The organism is Helicobacter pylori (assembly GCF_003637685.1).
Taxonomy (GTDB): Bacteria; Campylobacterota; Campylobacteria; order Campylobacterales; family Helicobacteraceae; genus Helicobacter; species Helicobacter pylori_CJ.
In genome coordinates, this window is sequence record NZ_MVWW01000009.1 from 1 (window position 1) to 19,729 (window position 19,729).

Annotated in this window: 18 protein-coding genes, 4 tRNA genes and 1 pseudogene; 8 read left to right on the plus strand and 15 right to left on the minus strand. The window is 38.4% G+C overall.

The annotated features are described in order from the left end of the window. Positions 1-578: 578 nt before the first annotated feature. The 8 genes and pseudogenes from EAL44_RS06605 to EAL44_RS06645 all read right to left on the minus strand — a co-directional run bounded on the left by EAL44_RS06605 (position 579) and on the right by EAL44_RS06645 (position 9,672). Positions 579-1,961: an MFS transporter gene (locus EAL44_RS06605; RefSeq protein ID WP_121076082.1), complete on the minus strand. Its 1,383-nt coding sequence runs from the start codon at positions 1,959-1,961 to the stop codon at positions 579-581. A 250-nt stretch (positions 1,962-2,211) separates the two neighbouring features. After that, positions 2,212-3,908, minus strand: a pseudogene (locus tag EAL44_RS06610) (DUF262 domain-containing protein). A 63-nt stretch (positions 3,909-3,971) separates the two neighbouring features. Next, positions 3,972-4,685: an amino acid ABC transporter permease gene (locus tag EAL44_RS06620; protein ID WP_121076189.1), complete on the minus strand. Its 714-nt coding sequence runs from the start codon at positions 4,683-4,685 to the stop codon at positions 3,972-3,974. Next, positions 4,669-5,439, minus strand: coding sequence for an amino acid ABC transporter substrate-binding protein (locus EAL44_RS06625; protein WP_121076088.1), 771 nt, complete (start codon positions 5,437-5,439; stop codon positions 4,669-4,671). The genes EAL44_RS06620 and EAL44_RS06625 overlap by 17 nt, the downstream gene beginning before the upstream one ends. 67 nt (positions 5,440-5,506) lie before the next feature. Further along, positions 5,507-6,640: an alanine racemase gene (gene alr / locus EAL44_RS06630; protein WP_121076091.1), complete on the minus strand. Its 1,134-nt coding sequence runs from the start codon at positions 6,638-6,640 to the stop codon at positions 5,507-5,509. A 6-nt stretch (positions 6,641-6,646) separates the two neighbouring features. Then, positions 6,647-7,999, minus strand: coding sequence for an alanine/glycine:cation symporter family protein (locus tag EAL44_RS06635; protein ID WP_121076094.1), 1,353 nt, complete (start codon positions 7,997-7,999; stop codon positions 6,647-6,649). A gap of 40 nt (positions 8,000-8,039) precedes the next feature. Then, entirely contained in the window at positions 8,040-9,272 is a 1,233-nt protein-coding gene (locus EAL44_RS06640) for an NAD(P)/FAD-dependent oxidoreductase (protein ID WP_121076097.1), read from the minus strand. A gap of 22 nt (positions 9,273-9,294) precedes the next feature. Next, positions 9,295-9,672, minus strand: a complete 378-nt coding sequence (locus tag EAL44_RS06645) for a RidA family protein (RefSeq protein ID WP_121076100.1) — start codon at positions 9,670-9,672, stop codon at positions 9,295-9,297. Between the two features lie 314 nt (positions 9,673-9,986). On the opposite strand from EAL44_RS06645, the gene EAL44_RS06650 reads away from it, so the two are divergent. The 6 genes from EAL44_RS06650 to EAL44_RS06675 all read left to right on the plus strand — a co-directional run bounded on the left by EAL44_RS06650 (position 9,987) and on the right by EAL44_RS06675 (position 12,750). Then, positions 9,987-10,061: transfer RNA gene (locus EAL44_RS06650), tRNA-Gly, on the plus strand. 42 nt (positions 10,062-10,103) lie between these two features. Further along, a tRNA-Leu gene (locus EAL44_RS06655) sits at positions 10,104-10,190 on the plus strand. A 53-nt stretch (positions 10,191-10,243) separates the two neighbouring features. After that, a tRNA-Cys gene (locus tag EAL44_RS06660) sits at positions 10,244-10,318 on the plus strand. Between the two features lie 49 nt (positions 10,319-10,367). After that, positions 10,368-10,455: transfer RNA gene (locus EAL44_RS06665), tRNA-Ser, on the plus strand. A gap of 125 nt (positions 10,456-10,580) precedes the next feature. Then, positions 10,581-12,071 carry a Na+/H+ antiporter NhaC family protein gene (locus tag EAL44_RS06670; protein ID WP_121076102.1) on the plus strand — a complete coding sequence of 497 codons (1,491 nt, stop codon included), beginning with the start codon at positions 10,581-10,583 and terminating at the stop codon, positions 12,069-12,071. A gap of 316 nt (positions 12,072-12,387) precedes the next feature. Continuing rightward, positions 12,388-12,750 carry a hypothetical protein gene (locus EAL44_RS06675; RefSeq protein WP_000953797.1) on the plus strand — a complete coding sequence of 121 codons (363 nt, stop codon included), beginning with the start codon at positions 12,388-12,390 and terminating at the stop codon, positions 12,748-12,750. A gap of 404 nt (positions 12,751-13,154) precedes the next feature. On the opposite strand, the gene EAL44_RS06685 is transcribed toward EAL44_RS06675, so the two are convergent. Genes EAL44_RS06685 through accD form a run of 3 tightly spaced genes read right to left on the minus strand, consistent with a single transcriptional unit; the run spans position 13,155 to position 15,513 of the window. Further along, positions 13,155-14,168, minus strand: a complete 1,014-nt coding sequence (locus EAL44_RS06685) for a LapA family protein (RefSeq protein WP_121076105.1) — start codon at positions 14,166-14,168, stop codon at positions 13,155-13,157. Between the two features lie 9 nt (positions 14,169-14,177). After that, positions 14,178-14,630 carry a 23S rRNA (pseudouridine(1915)-N(3))-methyltransferase RlmH gene (rlmH, locus tag EAL44_RS06690; RefSeq protein ID WP_001203847.1) on the minus strand — a complete coding sequence of 151 codons (453 nt, stop codon included), beginning with the start codon at positions 14,628-14,630 and terminating at the stop codon, positions 14,178-14,180. Between the two features lie 13 nt (positions 14,631-14,643). After that, positions 14,644-15,513 carry an acetyl-CoA carboxylase, carboxyltransferase subunit beta gene (gene accD, locus EAL44_RS06695; protein ID WP_000505071.1) on the minus strand — a complete coding sequence of 290 codons (870 nt, stop codon included), beginning with the start codon at positions 15,511-15,513 and terminating at the stop codon, positions 14,644-14,646. Between the two features lie 80 nt (positions 15,514-15,593). On the opposite strand from accD, the gene recO reads away from it, so the two are divergent. Together recO and EAL44_RS06705 are read left to right on the plus strand one after the other, a co-directional pair. Continuing rightward, a complete protein-coding gene (recO, locus tag EAL44_RS06700) occupies positions 15,594-16,208 on the plus strand; it encodes a recombination protein RecO (RefSeq protein WP_162970395.1) in 615 nt (204 codons plus the stop codon). 10 nt (positions 16,209-16,218) lie between these two features. After that, positions 16,219-16,875, plus strand: a complete 657-nt coding sequence (locus EAL44_RS06705; protein WP_121076109.1) for a CinA family protein — start codon at positions 16,219-16,221, stop codon at positions 16,873-16,875. A gap of 2 nt (positions 16,876-16,877) precedes the next feature. Here EAL44_RS06705 and EAL44_RS06710 read toward each other — a convergent pair whose 3' ends face one another. The 4 genes from EAL44_RS06710 to EAL44_RS06725 form a co-directional block, all read right to left on the minus strand. After that, positions 16,878-17,444 carry a hypothetical protein gene (locus EAL44_RS06710; protein ID WP_121076113.1) on the minus strand — a complete coding sequence of 189 codons (567 nt, stop codon included), beginning with the start codon at positions 17,442-17,444 and terminating at the stop codon, positions 16,878-16,880. Between the two features lie 64 nt (positions 17,445-17,508). Next, entirely contained in the window at positions 17,509-18,141 is a 633-nt protein-coding gene (gene rdxA, locus EAL44_RS06715) for an oxygen-insensitive NAD(P)H-dependent oxidoreductase RdxA (protein ID WP_121076116.1), read from the minus strand. Next, complete coding sequence (gene lgt, locus EAL44_RS06720; protein ID WP_121076119.1) at positions 18,141-18,992, minus strand: prolipoprotein diacylglyceryl transferase; 852 nt, start codon at positions 18,990-18,992, stop codon at positions 18,141-18,143. The genes rdxA and lgt overlap by 1 nt, the downstream gene beginning before the upstream one ends. An 8-nt stretch (positions 18,993-19,000) precedes the next feature. Beyond that, positions 19,001-19,729: an RluA family pseudouridine synthase gene (locus tag EAL44_RS06725; RefSeq protein ID WP_121076122.1), complete on the minus strand. Its 729-nt coding sequence runs from the start codon at positions 19,727-19,729 to the stop codon at positions 19,001-19,003.

Consider the following 19,729-nt stretch of genomic DNA (forward strand, 5'->3'; position numbering starts at 1 on the left):
ATTAGCATCCCTTTAATCCAAAGAAAAGCTAGCGTCGTTTCTAGTGGTAGCGATTACACGAACTCTTTTGTTTTCAATGAAGGGGCTAGCCATTTTAAGGTGTTTTTTAATTACGGGTGGGTGTTTTAAAACGCTAAAATATTAAAAAACTCAATCAAGCGATAATCTCATTGTGATGCACGAAGTTAGGGTGTTTTAAACCACTCAAGCAGAAATTCCAATCGCTTTATCGGTTGGGTGCTTCACTGAGATTGCAGAGAGGAATTATAATATCCCCCCACCCCTTAAGAGTTTTACAACAAAATGAAATCTAAAACAATAAGTTTAAAAATCTTTGAATGTTAAGGATTTCATCACTACCAAAATCCACCAACGCTAAGCGTTAAACCCTTACAACAAATGGCGCTAAAACACCCTATTAAAACTTAAATAATAACACTTCCTTTTTTAGCTTTTTCTCTCTTTTTCCACGAAATTCCTCTATATTTTTAATTCTAGGGTCAATATGATTTTTTTAAATATGGTTTAATGAAAATCCACTCAATCTTGGTTGAATGATTCAAAAGTTTGCGCTTCTTTCATGCCGTGGGCGACACTTCGTGTTGGGTATTAGATTTGTTGTAAATTGGCGCCATTAAAAGCGATGCGATAAAGGCAATTAAAGCAACCACAAAAATATAAAAACTCAAACCATAACTTTGCAAGCTTTCAGGCGCTGCTATAGCTTTTGCATTCAACCAGCTTGAAAGTTGAGGGGTAAAGCCAGCGGTTATAGCATAGGCTATATTATAGGCAAAGGAAATCCCACTAAAACGGATTCTAGCACTAAACACATCGCTCATAAAAATGGGGCAAAAATTCATAATGCCTGCGCAAAAGCAAGCTAAAAAGTATAAAACTATGGTATTGACCAAACTTGGCGCGTTAGAATAAAATTCTTTGAAGAATAAAAAGCCAAAAAACCCAAAGGCCGCACTAAAAGCCATACAAACTTTGTGCGGTTTGATTTTATCGGCTAAAAACCCGGTTAAAATAATAGAACTTACAATACCAACAAGTCCTAAAATTTGAAAATAGGTTTTTTCAAACGGAGTGAAATTAAAATTGGGGTGCGTAAGGGTAAAATTGGGAACAAAAAGGATAAAAATCAAAATACAAGCGGTTAAAACCCAAGTGATAAGCATGGAGATTGATATACCAAAGAGAGAATTTTTAAACACCTCTTTAAGCGGGAATTTGACTAAGGCATCGTCCTGTTTCATTTGCTGAAAAACAGGAGTTTCTTCTAAAAAGCGCCTCAAATACACAGAAATGATACCAAAAATCCCTCCAAGCCCAAAGGCAACCCTCCAAGCCCAATCTTCAACAACAGGCTTGTCAAAAACCATGTAAATCCCTATATAAACCAAACTCCCAAGCAAAATCCCAGAAACTACGGAAGCGGTTAAAAAACCGATATAAGTGTTTTTTTGTCCTTGCGGGGCATGCTCATGGACAAAAACCCAAGCGCCAGGCAATTCACCACCCACAGCAACGCCTTGACAAATCCTAACAAACACCAAAAAAACAGGAGCTATATAACCAAAATAATGAGCGTTTTTTAGGCTAAGCCCCATGCTATCAACGCCAAAACTCACCAAATGATTAAAAGTTGGCATCAAAGCGAGCGCAAAGGTTGGGATCACCATCAATAAAATAGAGAGCATGAACATGTTTTTACGGCCGAATTTATCCCCAAAGTGGGCCATCACTATGCCGCCAAGCGGGCGCGCCAGATAGCCTGCAGCAAAGATACCATAAGTGTTGATTTCAGACCAAATGGGGCTGAGGGTGTTTGGGAAAAAGTGTTTGGCAATGATACTCGTAAAAAATACAAAGATGATAAAATCGTAAAATTCTAAAGTCCCGCCAAGCGAAGATAACCCTAAGGTTCTTACCTCTTTTTTGCCTAAATGTTTTATTGATTATCCTTTCACTAAGGCTATCGCCCTTTTAATTTTTCATTTTGAAACTAAGATGGATAAAATTAATATAGCTACCTTACACCTTAACGGCATTTTTTAGATAACAAACATTAAATGAAATTTGATTAGCACTTAAAAAGTGAATCACTCTATCTTTTTTATCCTTAAGTATCACTTAAACGATTTTACATTTTGTTTTACCCGTTTTAAACGCTTACTTGATTCTATCAGCCAAAAAACACTCCTATTAAGACTTGGGTAATAACACTTCCTTTAATTTTTTAATGATAGCGTCTTCTCTTTTTTCACGAAAATCCTTTATGTTTTCCCATTCTAATTCTAGGGTAGGGTCAATATAATTTTTTCTTTTATACTCTTCTATGGCTCGCTCATCTTTATATTCTTCTTTGAGCCAACTTTCTGGGTCTTTATCCTTTTTGGCTTGGTTCTCTGCACCTTCTAAAAGCTGGAGATTAAATAAATAATCCTTCCACCCATAGAAACCTTGATTTAATTTTTCATTTTTCTTATTAAACTTGGACTTTGGATAAATATGGTCTATATGAAAAGTGGTGGTTTTATAGTTCAGGTTTGGGTATAAGATTTGCAAGATAGGAAAGACTTTAGCATCGCTACTAGAACACATCATTTCTTCTATAGTATCGTTAGTGATTTTTAAAGGACTTGTTTCATGCTTGGCTAAATTGTGGTTGAATGATTCAAAAGTTTGCGCATCTTTCATGCTATTGGCTATGTTGTTTAATTTTGTATCTGTTGAGTTACTAAAATAACTCGTGATTTGAGCGTTACGGACAAATTTTAGGGCTTGTTCCTTATCGTTCTCATTCATTTTTGAATTTAAAAAATAAAAATAGGCTAAACTGGATAAAATATAAGCTGAACCCAGATAGCCGGCATAACCAAAATTTTCTAATAGCTCTGCAGCATTATAAATGCTACCTGTAATTTTTTCCCAATTGTCTTCAATTTTTTTAATGTTTGGTTTATTAAAATTTTTTAATTTAAACCTAGTGTTGCTACCAACTAGAAGCAAACAGGTTTTTAGCACCTGGTCTCGCTCCATGTTTGAAAAGCCTTTGTCTTTTAAAGCATCCACTAGCTCATTCATTCTTTCTCTAATATCGCTTGAAAAACTTGCTGTCAAAATAGACATCAATAAATCAGAATAGCTTAACTCAACCCCGCCACTATTGACACGGATAAAAATATTTAAAACTTTATCAAGATCTTTTTCTGTTTCTTCAAAAAATGAGATGAGCTTTTCGGTGCAAAAAGCGTTTTTTAGTTTTTCTAGTAATGCTGACTCTTCACCACCTAATTCGTGTTTTATCGCATATTTTATAACACTTTCCAACTCTAAAATATCCCCCACCTTAAACCACCAATGTTTCTTATCGTTTTCAGGCTTTTGAGCATGAAATTCAAACTGGTAATTGTCTTCTGGATTGTCCATGTTTGGCTGGTGTTTCAAGTTCAAATACAAACGCTTTTCTTCATAAGCGTTAGGGTTATCGTATCTAGCTTTCTTTTTTTTAAGCGTTGCCTTTAAGCCCGATATAAAGCGAGGTTAAGCGTTGTTGGCCATCTAGGACAATAGACAAATCATCACGCCTAATTTGTTCAATACGGATTTTTTCATTGTGAGGCTCTCGCTCATCGTAATTTGTAATGAATTGATAGAGTTGGAAATTGAGTTTATCGCTATCTTGTTCGTCGCTCTTGGCTATATCCTCTTTTGGTAATTTCCAAAATAAAAAAGAGCCGATAGGATAGCCCCTAAGAATGGAGTCAAAAAGTTGCTCTATCTTTTTTTTCATCGGCTTTTTTGAGTCACACGTATTCACGCTGAATGTCAGGCAAAAAATAACGCATGTTCAATTCATCTACCACATCTTTAATGCTCTTATCCAAAAACACACCCATGGGAATCTCCTTATCTTGTATTATTTAGGCTTTATTATAATCAAATATTAGAATGAGCCAACTTTAATTTAAGATTTTCTCCACATGCTTTTGGATCACTTCTAAAACCAAGCAAAAAAGCCAGTAAATCAAAGCGGCTTCCAAGTAAATAGGCAAAAAATCATAGCTGGCGTTCGCTTTTTGCTGTGCGATTCTAAAAACCTCTGCGATAGTGACTACAGAAGCTAAAGAAGTTTCTTTAAAAAGGCTGATGAAGGTGTTACTCAGGCTGGGCGTGGCGACTTTGAGCGCTTGAAAAAAGATGACATGCCAAAAGGTTTGCAAGTAGTTTAAACCCAAACTCAAGCTTGAATCCCATTGATCTTTAGGGACAGAAAGAAAACTCGCCCTTAAAGTCTCTGAAGCGTATGCCCCCACATTAAAAGAAAACGCAATAATGCCTGCCGGGATTGGATCCATATAAACCCCAAGGGCGGGCAAACCATAAAACACCACCACGATTTGGACCAATAAAGGCGTGCCTCTAATGAGCGAGACATAGAAATTCACGCCCGCTAATAAAGCCTTATGCATGAAATGTTTAGGGGGCGCAATTTTAATGAGAGCCACCACAATAGCAATCAATAAGCCCAAAATAAAAGAGGTGATCGCTAAAGGCAAAGAAATGCAAAAAGCGGCTTTTAGCATGGGGTAGAAAGCCTCTAATAGTAATTCCAAACGCTCCTTGCTCAAATCTAAAGATTCAAAAAACAAAGACAGATTAGGGCTGGCTGACATCTTTTCCAAAAAATTGTTCGCCTAAGCGTTTTAAAACCCCTTTATTGATCAATCTTTGCATCGCTTGGTTGATAAGCTCTAAGGCTTTTTCTTGGTGCTTGTTAATGACAAAGGAAGCACCCCCATCTTTTTCTTGGGACTCCCATGCGATTTTAAAGAGGCTGTTTTTATGGGTGTTTAGGTAGTTTAAGATCGCTAAAGAACTATTTAAGGTCAAATCGGCTCGTTTTTGCGCCACCAACAACAAGGCTTGTGCCATAGAATCCACTGAAACGATTTGAGCGTCGTATTTAAAAGCGATTTCCCCATAAGTGGAGCTTAAAGTGTTAGCCGCCTTTAAGCCCTTAATATCTTTAATGTCTTTAATGCGGTTTTCATCTTTCCTGACTAGCATGATCGTGCCTGAATAGCTATAAGGCAAGCTTTTGTCAAAAGCCGCTTGGCGTTTTTTAGTCGTCAAACTCACTTGATTAGCGACCATATCAAAACGCCCCGATTTCAAACCTGTGAGCATAATATCCCATGAAGTTTCGTGGAATTTGATTTTCACGCCAAGCTCTTTAGCCAACTCCCTAGCTACTTCCACATCATAGCCGGTGAGCTTACCCTCTTTATTATGGTAAGTGAAAGGGGGGTAAATGCCTTCTGTGCCAACGCTGATCGTTTCTTTATTGATAAGCTTTTCATACAAGCTAGAAGCGTTCAAAAAACCCCCCAAAAAGCTTATTACTAATAAAAATAAAACTTTTTTCATTTTATATTTTAATCCTAAATTTTTTCAAGCATTCTAACACAAAATAAAAATTTTGCATGGTTTGATTTTAAATATAAACACGCTCCAAGCGTTTGGATAAAGTGCTGATGGTTTCATAAGGAATGGTGTTTAAAAGCACAGCAATCTCGCTTGCGTCATTAGCCTTAGCGCTTTTATCCCCAAACAAGATGACCTCATCGCCCTCTTTGGCTTGAATATCATTGAGTTTGACAAAGCATTGATCCATGCACACCTTGCCAATAAGGGGGGCTAATTGGTTATTGATTACTACTTGAATGCGATTGCCTAAAGCGCGCACTAACCCGTCCGCATACCCTAGCGCTAAAACACCCACTAAAGTCTCTTCATTGGTGTAAAAATGCTCGCCATAGCCAATAAATTCGCCTTTTTTAACGCTTCTGATTTGAACGATTTGGGCTTTCAAACTGATAACATTTTTCAAGATGGTTGGGCATGATTCTTTCATTTCATTAGAGGGGTAAAAACCATAGAGCATGATCCCTGGGCGATAGAGGTTTAAGAAGCGGTTTTCATTCCCGTTACACAAGGAAAGGATGCCGGCGGAATTATAAGCATGGCGGTATTGAAACTCTATTTTTTGATTTAAAAGCTGCTCTAAAAAAGCGTTAAAGGCTTTCATCTGGTTTTTAGCATGGGTTTTAATCTTAGCATCAGCGTTGCTTAAATGCGTGAATATCCCTTCCACTTCCAAGCCTTTTAAAGCGCGGATTTTTTTAATGATTTCTATGCTTTTAAAATTAGGCTCTAAACCCAAGCGGTGCATGCCGGTATCAATTTTGATGTGCACTTTTAAGCGTTTTTGAGATTTTAAAGCCATTTGAGAAAAAATTTCCGCTTGTTCAAGGCTAAAAACCATAGCGCTCAAATCGTTATCAACTAACATGGAAGCGTTAGCATTAGGGCTATAGCCTAAAATCAAAATAGGGGTTTGAGAGAAATGAGAGCGCAATTCTAAAGCTTCATCTAAGGTCGCTACCCCTAAATAATTAGCCCCTTCTTGTAAAAAAATTTCGCTCGCTTTAATCGCCCCTACCCCATAAGCGTTCGCCTTGACAACCGCCATGACACAAGCGTCTTTAGGGACAATGCTTTTGACTGCGTTAAAATTATGCCTTAAAGAAGCGGTATCCACTTCTACAAAACTCGCCCTTTTTAACATGTCATTTTACTTGTTAGAATGCTTGCTAAAATACCAACGAGTTTCAGAATAAACCACTTTATGCAATAAAATCAAAGCGATTAAATTAGGGATAGCCATAAGTCCGTTAGAAAGATCCGCTAAATTCCACACAAAATCAATTTTAGCTATAGCCCCCACCATCACGCTCGCTAAAAAGATCAAGCGGTAATATTTCACTTTTTTTTCACCAAAGGCGTATTCCGTGCATTTTTCCCCATAATAAGCCCAACCAATGATCGTAGAGTAGGCAAAAAAGATCATGGTCAAAAAAATCACCACTGTCCCTAATGAGCCTAGAAAATACTCCGTGCTTTTTAGAGTGAGCAAATTAGCGCTCAATTTTGTGCCGTCAGGGAGCAAGGTGTTGTATTCTGGCGCCATTAAAATCACGCTCGCTGTCGCCGAACACACCACTAAGGTTACAATAAAAGTTTGGAGCATGGACACTAAGGCTTGGCGCACCGGATGGTGTGTTTGAGCGCTCGCAGCAATAATAGCCGAACTCCCCAACCCCGCTTCATTAGAATACAACCCCCTAGCCACGCCGGTTTTTATCATCGTCGCTATCAATGCGCCGCTCGCTCCGCCCACAACGGGTTTAGGGTTAAAGGCTTCTTCAAAAATGAGTTTGATCGCTTGAAGGGCTAAATCAAAATGGCTAACAATAACATAAATGATAGCGATCAAATACAAAAGCACCATGATAGGAGCTAAATAAGAAGTGAATTTACCAATGGATTTGATCCCCCCTACCACAATAACAGCGGTTAAAAGAGTGAGCAATAAACCTGAAACCCAAGTGGGCAAGTTCGCTTGTTCGCTCAAAATGGAAGAAACCGCATTAGATTGCGTCATGTTACCGGTGCCAATGCTCGCAATAATCGTAAAAATCGCAAACGCCATGGCGAGTTTGGGCATGTTAAGGCCGTTTTTGATGTAATACATAGGCCCTCCGTTGTATCCAAACGCCCCTTTTTCCCGGTATTTCACCGCTAAAATCCCCTCAGAATACTTAGTCGCCATGCCAACAAGCCCAGTAACCCACATCCAAAACACCGCTCCTGGCCCTGCGATGCTGATAGCAGTCGCTACGCCTACGATACTCCCAATGCCTACAGTCGCCCCTAAAGAGAGCATGAGAGCGGAAAATTGCGAAATGTCGCCCTTAGATTGGGATTCTTTGTCAAAAAGGATTTTGATCGCATAAAAAATCTTACTGAATTGCAAACCCCTAAGATAGAAGGTTAAAAACAAGCCGGTGCCTACTAATAAAATTTGCATGGGAATCCCCCACACCAAATTAGATAACAAACGCACCACCGAATCAATCGTTTCCATAAAAACTCCTTAATAAACTAGGGTTTAAAAAAGAAATTCCTTAATCCCTAAAAAATGCAGAAAAAAGCATAATATCGGCATTTTTTTCATTCGCTCCGTCTTGGCTTAAATCAGCGATGATTTTACCAATGGCCGGGCCAAAAGTGATGCCAAGCCACCCTAGCCCTGTCGCATGGATTAAGTTTTTATAGCGTTTGTCAAACCCTAAATAAGGAATGTCATTAGGGGTTAAGGGTCTGAAACCGCACCACTCTATGGCGTCTTTCATTTCAAAAGGCTGCGTGAAAGCGGCTAAATTCTTTTTCATGTTAGCGATTTGCTCTTTATCAATGAGGGCGTTGTTGGTGTTTAATTCCAGTTTAGAAGTGATCCTTACAGTGTCTCTTCGTGGGGTCATTGCCATGAAAATATCTGCAAATAAAGAAGAGGTTTTAGGCTTTAATTCTTCAGGCATTTTAAAGGTGATGCTATAACCTTTAGCCCCCATCATTAAAAAATCGTTCTTGGTTTTTTTAATGAGAGTGGGGTTAGCCCCAGTGGCTAGAATGATTGTTTCTGCTTGGATTTTTTCCTTGTGCGTGATAACGCCCTCAATAAGGTTGTTTTTAAACTCAAAATCAACAACCTCTTCATTATAAAGAAACTCCACGCCAACATTTTGTAGATATTCTTGTAAAGAGCGCACCACTTCGCCCGGATCCACATGCGCGTTTTCCGTTAAAAGTACGCTCCCGCAGATATTGTCATTAACAACGGGCATGTATTCTTTGGTCTCTTTGGCACTAAGGATTTTATAAGCGTCGCTGTCATCGCAAGTTTTAAGCTTTTTTTCAAAATTTTCTTTTAAGGTGTAGATCATTAACAGCCCGTCTTCTTTATACCAAAAATCCATGCCGTCTTTTAGCATTTGATGATACATATCAATACTCAGCCACCCGTAGCGTTCAAACAACGCCATGGTGCGGTGCGTGGATTTAGCGTTCGCACTTTTTACAAATTTTAAAATCCATTGATAGAGCTTTAAATTAAGCCCAAAATGGAATTTTAAAGGGGCTTGGTTTTTGAGCATGAGCTTTAGGGTGTCTAACACCACACCAGGGCATGAGAGTGGGGCTTTTTTAAACGCAGAAATAAGCCCAGCATTCCCAAAAGAAGTGCCGTTTTTGCCATCGCTTTTTTCAATCACGCAAACCTTATGCCCTAACTTGTGCATAGAATACGCGCAAGAAAGCCCTACAATCCCACCACCTATGACCACGACTTCTTTTTTCATGCTGATAGTCCCTTAAATAGAATTACTTAATGGCTATCGCTTCAATTTCTACTAAAGCGTCTTTAGGCAGTTTAGCCACTTGAAAGGTCGCTCTGGCCGGATAAGGCTCTTTAAAATAACTCCCATAAATTTCATTCACCACAGCAAAATCGTCTAAACTTTTCAATAAAATAGTCGTTTTAACCACGCTATCCATCCCCAACCCTGCTTCTTTTAAAATCGCTTTGATATTTTCCATGGACTGCGTGGTTTGAGAATGAATATCCGCGCCTTTAAATTCGCCGGTGCTCGCATCAATACCCAATTGCCCAGAGATAAAAACAAGATCGTTAGTAGCGATAGCTTGAGAGTAAGGGCCTATAGCCTTTGGGGCTAGCGTTGAATGGATGACTTCTTTCATGATTGAAACTCCTATGATGATGTGTTATGTTAGCTATTATTATGCAATCAAATTAAAAAGAAATAAAAAATGAGCGCAAAGCGCCATGAATTTTCATCTTATTATAAGGTATTGTATATTTTTTACCCATATTTAGAAACTCTTAAACGGGTTTTGTTTGAATGGAAACTCAAAACATTATTGTTCATTTTTTAAATAAAAGGGGTTTTGGCTGTTTTGATTGGTTTTAAAATCAGTTTTGAAATTTTTCATAAGCCCTTGACTTTTATTATTGAGTTTAGATACAATAACAATCGTCTTTTTGAATAAAGAGTGCGGGAATAGCTCAGTGGTAGAGCACGACCTTGCCAAGGTCGGGGTCGCGGGTTCGATCCCCGTTTCCCGCTCCATATTTTGATTTAACTTCTAATAGCATGGTTTCTATTTAGTTTGCCCAGGTGGTGGAATTGGTAGACACAAGGGACTTAAAATCCCTCGGTAGCAATACCGTGCCGGTTCAAGTCCGGCTTTGGGCACCATTTTTGAGTGCGATTTGATTTTATTTTTTGAATACGCTAGTGTTAAAATTTAAGGCGACATAGCCAAGTGGTAAGGCATGGGTCTGCAAAACCTTGATTCCCCGGTTCGAATCCGGGTGTCGCCTCCATTTATTGTAGTCATTTAGGGACTTTTGTAAGGGACTTTTATGAAAATAGCGGGAGATGGCTGAGTGGTTGAAAGCGGCGGTCTTGAAAACCGTTGAGGGTCATACCTCCGGGGGTTCGAATCCCTCTCTCCCGGCCACTTGATTAAAATCTTTTAAGCGATTTGTTTTGGCAAATTCATCTCTTCTTTTAACAAAGAATTTTGTGAATATTGATTGTCTCTTTTAATTGAAATTTAAAGATTAGTTTAAAGGATTTTATTCGGTGGGATTGTCAGCATCAAGCCTTATTGTTCCTATTAGCGTTATTTTAATGGTTTTTCTCACTAAGCGAGTTGCGCTCTCGTTGTTTGTGGGCATTTTAGTGAGCGCTGTTTTAATGCATTCGTTACACCTTTCTTACATCGTAGAATATGCCTATACTAAAATCACTTCCGTTTTTTACACTTACGAGCCAGAAAAAGGGCTTCATTTCAATCTTTCCAACCTTTATGTTTTTGGGTTTTTAATCTTTTTAGGCGTCTTAAGCCAAGTGATTTTAAAATCCGGTAGCGTGCAGAACTTTGTTAAAAAAGCCAAAAAATACTCTAAAAACGCCAAAACCCCCGAATTTATCGCCTTTTTTTCAGGCATCATTATTTTTGTAGATGATTATTTTAACGCCCTAACCGTGGGGCAAATCTCAAAATCTTTAAACGACGCTCATAACTCCACACGAGAACGCCTAGCTTATATTATAGACTCCACTTCAGCGCCGGTGTGCTTATTAGTCCCTATTTCTAGCTGGGGGGCATATATCATGGGGATCATGAATAACGACAGCTCACCCTTATTAAAAGATAGTTTTTCGGTGCTTGTGCAAAGCTTAAGCAGTAATTATTATGCGATTTTTGCACTCATTGCAGTCTTTCTCACTATTTTATGGCAAATCAACCTCCCTGGCATGAGGAAGTATCAAAACATAGGCGTGAAGGATTTTTATAGCGAACAAGAAGAAGGCTCTTCAAAACTAGCCCCATTAAGCCTGTTACCCCTTTCTATTTTATTATTGATTGTGTCCATTTCATCATTGATTTTTTATACAGGAGTGATCTTAAAAAACACTGATGCGAGTTTTTCGCTCTTTTATGGGGGGCTGTTTTCGCTCATTGTTACCTATCTTCTAGCTTATAGGTTTTTAGAAAAAGGGAGTTTTTTTAAACTCATGTTGGATGGCTTTAAGAGTGTGGGGCCAGCGATACTAGTCTTAACGCTCGCTTGGGCTATTGGGCCTGTGATTAGAGATGACGCTCAAACGGGGATTTACTTGGCCCACATCAGCAAGGGATTTTTAAATAGTGGGGGAGATGCGTATATGCCTTTAATCTTTTTTTTAATCTCTGGGTTTATCGCCTTTTCTACTGGCACAAGCTGGGGAGCGTTTGCGATCATGCTGCCCATTGGAGCGGGCATGGCTAATGAAAGCGATATTATTTTGATTGTCTCAGCGATCCTCTCAGGCGCGGTTTATGGGGATCACACAAGCCCCATTTCTGACACGACTATACTATCGGCTGCAGGGGCAGGGTGTTCGGTGCAAAGCCATTTCATCACACAACTCCCTTATGCGACTATTGCGATGCTTTGTAGTGCGGTGAGTTTGGGGGTGGCAAGTTTTATGCATTCACGCTCGCTCGCTCTTTTAATCGGTGTGGCTTTGCTTGTGGGGGTGTTTTATCTTTTAAAAAGGTTGTATGGTGAAAATCTAAAAACTTAAATTGGGCATTGACCTAAAAATTTAAAAATCCCATTTTTTAAAATTAAAATAAGGTTTTAGCGATCCCTATTGGATTAAAAAAGAGTCTTATCTCATTATCAATCAATTTAAAAAAATTATTCAAAAATAACCATCAATTATAAAAATCTTCACAAATCTCTAAATCGTAACGCTTTTTTAAAAAATACATTTTTTTTAATTTTTTAATCAACCATTAAGGTGTTTTAGGTTAAATTTCCTTATCTGTTAAACATACGGATAATGTTATATCTTAAGGAAAGAAAATGGGGTTAGGACACTAATAAGTTTAGGGATTTTGTTAAGCGTTTTGAATGGCGATGATCTGAGATTGTATTCAAAACCTTTAGTCTATTCGGCTGGAAGTGGGATTATTGGGATTGATATTGACAAACGGACATTTTACAAACGAGCGTTCGCTTTCACGATGAAGTCGTTGTTCGGTGAAAATTTGCTTCTGTTTGTCAAATTAAAGCATTCTGCGTTGATGAGCAAACACATGAAAGGGCCTTTAGAAAACCGCCACCATCATTCTTTCACTAAAAATTATGAAAAAGCGGTTAATGGTTGCCAAAAGTATTTCCATATCAAATTGCCTGAAGGCGCTCCTAGCAACTTCAAATCAGGTTCATACATGGCCACTATGGTGGTGCGTTTTTAAAGCGTTATTTGGGGTATTCTTTAATACCCTTATCGTCTTTTAAAATATCATCTTTTAAAAGCACAAATTTATTTTTTAGCCCTTTTTTTAAATCTTCTTAAAACTCTTTTGTTGTAGTAATGAATGAAGTATTTTTAAAATACGGATAAAATTCATAAAAAACTTAAAAAATAAAAAGGCTTTGTTTTCACCAAATACGGGTTACTAAAACTTTTTATGGTGGGTTAAAGCGTATTTTTGGCTTTAATTGTTTCTTTTAGGATTAGTTTCATCAAGGTTTAAAGCATTAGCGTCTTTCCTCTTATCATTTGGCGCTAAAAGCGACTCCATTAGCCCATTTCTTGAATTTTTTGCAACCATCTATTTTTATCTGCCCTAAAAAAATATGAAGCCAAACAAACCCCCTACAAAAACGCTTCTAACTTATAGGCTTTTTTATGCTCTTGTTTCAAATCCATGTAAGCGTTTAAAAGCATGTATTCTTCAAAAGATAAAACCGCTAGATGCTCCTTAGCGAGATCGTTCATTTCTAATTCTAACAACACGAATAAAAAGGCTTTTTGCGCCTTATCGTCTTCTTGGCTTAAAATCTCAAAAAACTGGAACCATTGATCAGGAACAAGAAATTTTTGCGCTTTTTGCGCGAGCTTTAAATAATCATTCTTGTCATAACCCACCTTTTTGCAAAGCTCTGAAATTTTTAAAGTGTCTGTGTTTAAAGATTTTTCAAAAAAGGCTTTTAAAAAAGACTTCACGCACTCTTTGTCCAAGTTATCTTGCATCGTATTCAAAGCCTTTAAAACCTCTTTTTTGCTGCCTTTTTGGGCGATTTCTATAAAAGCGTAGCGGCGTAATTCCAAAGGGATTTGCGCGTTTGTTAAAACTTCAAAGGCGTTTTTTAAATCGTTATGAATGAAAGCCTTCAAGCGTTTAGAAAAATAAGCATGCTCATAAGCTAACGAATGCTTAGCGTGATCTTTAGGCTCAAGGGTGTTATTTTCTATATTGTGGTAATGCTTAAAAAGGTTATCCACTTTTTCGCACCCGCTATTTGGCGTGTTTAAATCAGCCTTTAAATCATAGCGGGCTAAGATTTGAGAGAGGTTTTTAGCGAGATCGCTTTTAAATTTCGTTTTTAAAAAAGTCTTTTGGGTGTCTTGAGACAGGATTTGTTTGAGCAATTTGTCAAAATCCCTTTTTTCATGGTATAAGCGGATTTTGTGGCTGAGATTGTGCTTGAATAAAAAAACCCATGAAAAAAAAGCGAACATGCCTAAAACGCCCATAAGCCATACCGCAATGGGAAAATTAAAGCTGTAACTCCCTAAATTAAAGGCGTAAGCTTGCGGATCAATACTATAAACAAACACACCAAAACCCACAATAAACAAAAATGTAAAGATAATGTAAAAACGCATGCGCACCTCCTATTTGTGGTATGGATGCTTAAAAATAATGCTTAAAGCCCTATAGATTTGCTCGCATAAGACAATTTTAGCCACTTCATGGCTAAAAGTCATCTCGCTCAAACTCCAAGCTTGACAATCCTTTAAAAAATTTTCTTCAAACCCATACGCTCCAGCGATAAAAAAATTAATATTAAGATGATTTTCTAACATTTTACTAAACGCAAAGCTATCGCCCCTTTGAGCTTTAGGGTGTAAGGCAATATTTTTTGCCTTAGGGTTTAAATACGGCTCAAAGGCTAGAGAGTAGCTTTTTTGAGCGAGTTCTTTAGAAACTTTTTGAGCGTTGGCGGTATTTTTAGGGAATAAATCCACTAACTCTAGCTCGCAATCAAATCGCTTGCATTGCTTTTGATAGCTTTTCACCAAATCTAGGGGCGAATTTTTAGCGATAGAATACACCACGCAACGCATCAATCTTAAAACTTTAAAAAATCTTTGAAGTCTTATGCGTCATCATAGCGATCAAATCGCTCAAAGTCTTCTTCAAATCCTTCCTGTGCACAATCATATCAATCAAGCCATGCTCTAATAAAAATTCCGCCGTTTGAAAGCCCTCAGGCAAATCCGCCCCTATGGTTTGTTTAATCACCCTAGGTCCTGCAAAACCTATCATCGCCCCAGGCTCTGCGATAATGAGATCCCCTAAAAAAGCAAAAGACGCGCTAACGCCCCCATAAGTGGGATCGCTTAAGAGCGAAATGAAAGGGAGTTTAGCCTCACTCAATCGGTTCAAAGCCGCGCTCGTTTTAGCCATTTGCATGAGCGAATAAGTGGATTCTTGCATCCTAGCCCCCCCACTCGCTGAAACAATCAGTAACGCTTCTTTTTTGGCGACCGCGCGATTGATCGCTCTTACAATCTTTTCGCCTTCTACAGAGCCTAAACTCCCCCCCATAAAACTAAAATCAAACACCACGATCTGCAAAGGCATGCGGTTGATTTTAGCCTCACCGCTGATCACTGAGCTTGGGCGGTTAGTCCTTTTTTCGTATTTTTTGATGCGTTGCTTGTAGCTCTCTTTATCCACGAAATTTAAAGGATCATTAGGCCGTAAGTGTTTGTCAAACTCTTCAAAACTCCCCACATCGCATAAAAATTCAATCCTTTCAGTCGCATTCATGCGGAAATGGTAATGGCATTTCAAACACACGCTGTATTTGCCAAACACTTCTTTATGATACATTAACGCATAACATTTAGGGCATTTCACCCAATGGCTTGGCTGTTCTTCCTTACTTGGTGTTGTCCGCAATTTATTGATCTTAAAATTTTTAAAGAAATCTGCAAATCCCATGTTTTTCCTTAATTTTGCAGTTTTATTAGGATTGTATCCAAGTTTTGCTTATAATAAACCAAATTAGCTTAAGAGTAGTGATGCAAGGGTTTCTTTTACAAACACAAAGCATAAGAGATGAAGATTTGATCGTGCGCATTTTAACCAAAAACCAGCTCAAAACCCTCTACCGTTTCTATGGCAAACGCCACAGCGTGCTGAATGTGGGGCGTAAAATTGATTTTGAAGAAGAAAACGATGATAAATTTTTACCCAAATTAAGGAATATTTTGCATTTAGGCTATATTTGGGAAAGAGAAATGGAACGCTTGTTTTTTTGGCAACGCTTTTGCGCTCTTTTGTTCAAACATTTAGAAGGCGTGCATTCTTTGGATAGCATCTATTTTGACACTTTAGATGATGGGGCTAGCAAACTCTCCAAACAGCACCCCTTAAGAGTGATTTTAGAAATGTATGCAGTCCTTTTGAATTTTGAAGGGCGCTTGCAAAGTTACAATTCTTGTTTTTTATGCGATGCAAAATTAGAGCGTTCTGTCGCTTTGGCGCAAGGGTTTATTCTAGCGCACCCCTCTTGTTTGAAAGCTAAAAGCCTGGATTTAGAAAAAATCCAAGCTTTTTTTCGCACTCAAAGCACGATTGATTTAGAAACAGAAGAAGTGGAAGAATTATGGCGCACGCTGAATTTAGGGTTTTGAAAGGTTAAAGATGAAATTTAAATTTTTGAATATGGATAATGAGAGCGGTTTTATTTTGATTGAAAAGGAATTGGAACGATTGAAAATCACCGCTCAAGTCAAAGAAGATGGCATTGAATTAAAAGGCGAGAATGTAGAACAAGCGAGAATTTATCTTCAAACGCTTTTTAACTCTAATATTGTGGAATTAGACGATAACAAAAAAAGCGCAAACACTATAATAGAGCGCTTGAAATCTTTAGGTTTAAAAATGGCGGTGGCTGAAAGCTGCTCTGGGGGGTTATTATCGCATGCATTCACTTCCATTAGCGGGGCTTCAGCGGTTTTTATGGGGGGTGTTGTGTGTTATAGTGAAGAGGTTAAGCGCGAATTGTTGAAAGTCAATGCCACGACTTTAAAAGTCTTTGGGGTTTATAGCGAAGAGTGCGTGAAAGAAATGCTATTAGGCGTGTTTTTAAATTTTAAAGTGGATTTAGCGCTGGCGATCAGTGGGGTGGCTGGCCCTAATGGAGGGAGTAAGGCTAATCCAGTAGGCACGATTTATATTGGTGCACAAAGATTAGGATCTCAAGCTTTCATTGATCGCTGTTTTTTTGAAGGCAATAGAGAAAGCATTCAAAATAAAAGCGTAGAGCATGCCCTAAACATGCTCGCTAGAATGCTATAAAACTACCTTAACGCGCAAACGCTACCGAATTCTTTTTGAGCGACCTTAGCGATGTAGGCGATTTCATTATCGTTAAGGTTTTCAACGCTCGCTCTTAAATACCTTTTGATTTGCTCAATCTGGCAACCCACTAGCTTGATTTTCACCACAGCCACCTCAGATTTTAAATTCGTGTAAGTGTCAGATACCTGGATCTTAGTCGCTAGGTAATTATAGATAGCGTAGCTGATATTCGTAGCCGTTTGCTCAGACTCATGGAATTGCTCCATGAAGCGTTTTTTATACTTCAACATGATTTCATGAAAAACCACGATCAGGCTCAATTTAGCGTTTAAGGTCGCTTGCTCAATCCCTAAGTACTTGTTACTGACAGGGATATACGCCACGCCCATTTCTTCGTAGGGGACTTTAGGGTCTTCAAAAACCCAAGCAGGAGCATCAGACAATTCTGATTTCATGCCCTTTAAATCAGAGACTAAAATCCCATCATCTCTCAAAAGACTCTTAGCGCTCAAGGAAACGCCTAAAAACACCCCTAAAAGAGCGATTAAAACCATTCTTTTAAACAAAATACCACCCCTTAAACTTTAATTTAGGTTTGATTATAGTTAAAAAATTTTTGATTTCGTTTAATCACAACCAAGTAATTGCATCAATCTTTGATTTTCTTGATTTTTGGCTCGCTTCTGTCACCCTCTTACCCAAAGCGATCAAACACACGATTTTAGGCTTATTGATACGCTGTTCTAAAATCTCGCCCACTTTTAAAGGATCAAAGCCTCCAATAATGCAACTATCCAATCCCATTAAGCTCACGCCCATGCAAATTTGCCCCACAGCGATATAGCATTGCTCTAAAATATAGCTTTCTAATTTTTGCATGCTGTGGTTGAATCTCACGCCAAGCATTTGAGCAAAAGACGGAATCACTCTAACTTTATAAGACTCCGGATAGAGATTTTGCATGTAGTGGCTATGCGGTAACAACTCGCTAGGTTTTAAAGAGCATACCACCATTAACGCTGAAGCGCTTTTAATCATCTCTTCATTGAAATAGCTGTGTGCTGCAATTTGTTTTTTTAAATCCTTATTGGTAACCATCACAAAATGCCATGGTTGCGTGTTGTAAGAGCTTGGCGATAGCCTGGCGATTTCAGCGATTTCTTCTAATTCTGTGCTAGAAAACTCATAATGGCTGTCAAACATCTTGCAAGAATGGCGTTCGTTCAGTAATTGTCTTCTTTTTTCGTGATCCAAAAATTTCATTATTCTTCCTTTATTTTTTTAGAATTTTTCGTAGCATACAATAAAATCCCTAACGAAACAATTACCATAAACAAGCTTAAAATCTGCCCCATGCTCAAATTCAAAAAATAAACCCCTAATTGGCTGTCTGGCTCTCTGTAAAACTCCGCAATAAAGCGCATCAAGGAATACCCCAAGCCATAAACCACGATAAGCAACCCATGCGTTTTGGTGTGTTTTTTAGCCCACATCACCATAAAAAACACGACAACCCCCTCTAAAAACGCTTCAATCAATTGGCTGGGATAACGCAACTCGTTATCCACCATAATGCCTATGATCTGCCCTAAATGGCTGTCTTTGGGGACGATTCTCCCAAAAAGCTCCTGGTTTAAAAAATTCCCAATCCTCCCAAAAACATACCCTAAAGGCAGGCTGATCGCAATCAAATCCAAATAAATCAAAAGCTTTTTCAAATCCTTACGGCTATAAAGATACGAAGCGATCAAAAACCCCACTAACCCCCCATGATAGCTCATCCCACGAATGCCTACAAAATTCCCATGGCTATCAAAAGGGTTAAAGATTTGCCAAAAATGCGTCAAATAATAGCCAGAGTTAGGCTCATAAATAAGAATGTATCCTATCCTTGCCCCTAGCACAATGCCAAGCTCCGCCCATAGAAAATAGCTTTCAAATTCCTTCCTTTCAATGGGGAATCGCTTGGGATCTTTTTGGATCATTCTTAACGCCATGTAAAATGCGACAACAATCGCGCACGCATACGCCAAACCATACCAATGCACTTCAATACCGCCAAGACTAAAAGCGATGGGGTTAAATCGTTCATAAATCGTATTCCAAGCGTTCATGCTCATCCTTAAAATTCAAATTCTTTAGGAGCGATCGCTTCAAATTCATACCCTAACAGCGCGATTTTATGCGCATGGAGCATCAATCGTTTGGCGGAACCTGGCTCGTTATTATAAAGCGTATCGCCTATAATGGGGTGGTTGATATGCTTTAAATGGACTCTGATCTGGTGGGTTCTTCCGGTTTTGATCCCCACTTTTAAAAGGGTTTTTTTATTGATGATTCTTAAGGGCGTGATGATTGTAACCGCTTCTTGCCCTTTTTTAGAGATTTTACTGAACGCTTTAGTGGTTTTAATGGTAAGAATAGGAGCGTTGATTTCTCGCTCTTCTTCTACAATCCCTTGAACGATCGCTAAATACTCCTTTTTAACCGCCCTGTCTTTAAAAGCCTTTTTAGCTTTTAAATGGAATTCTGAATTTTCTTTCACCAATAAAATCACCCCGCTTGTTTCTTTATCCAAGCGGTGCAACAGTGCCCAACCTTTGAAAAAAGAAACTAAATCATAGCTCTCTATAAAAGGGGGTTTAAAAAGGGCTAGAATGTTTTCATCTTCAAAGATTACGCTGGGTTTTTCAATTTTTTGGACATTAAAGCGCGTGTTTTGGGGTAATTCCTTTCTGGCAACACTCAATTTCTTCCCCCCTATGCTCACTAACCCCAAATCAATCAAAGATTTGGCTTTTTTATGCGAAATGTTTTCTTGAATACTCAATAATTTGTAGGCTTTTTCCAT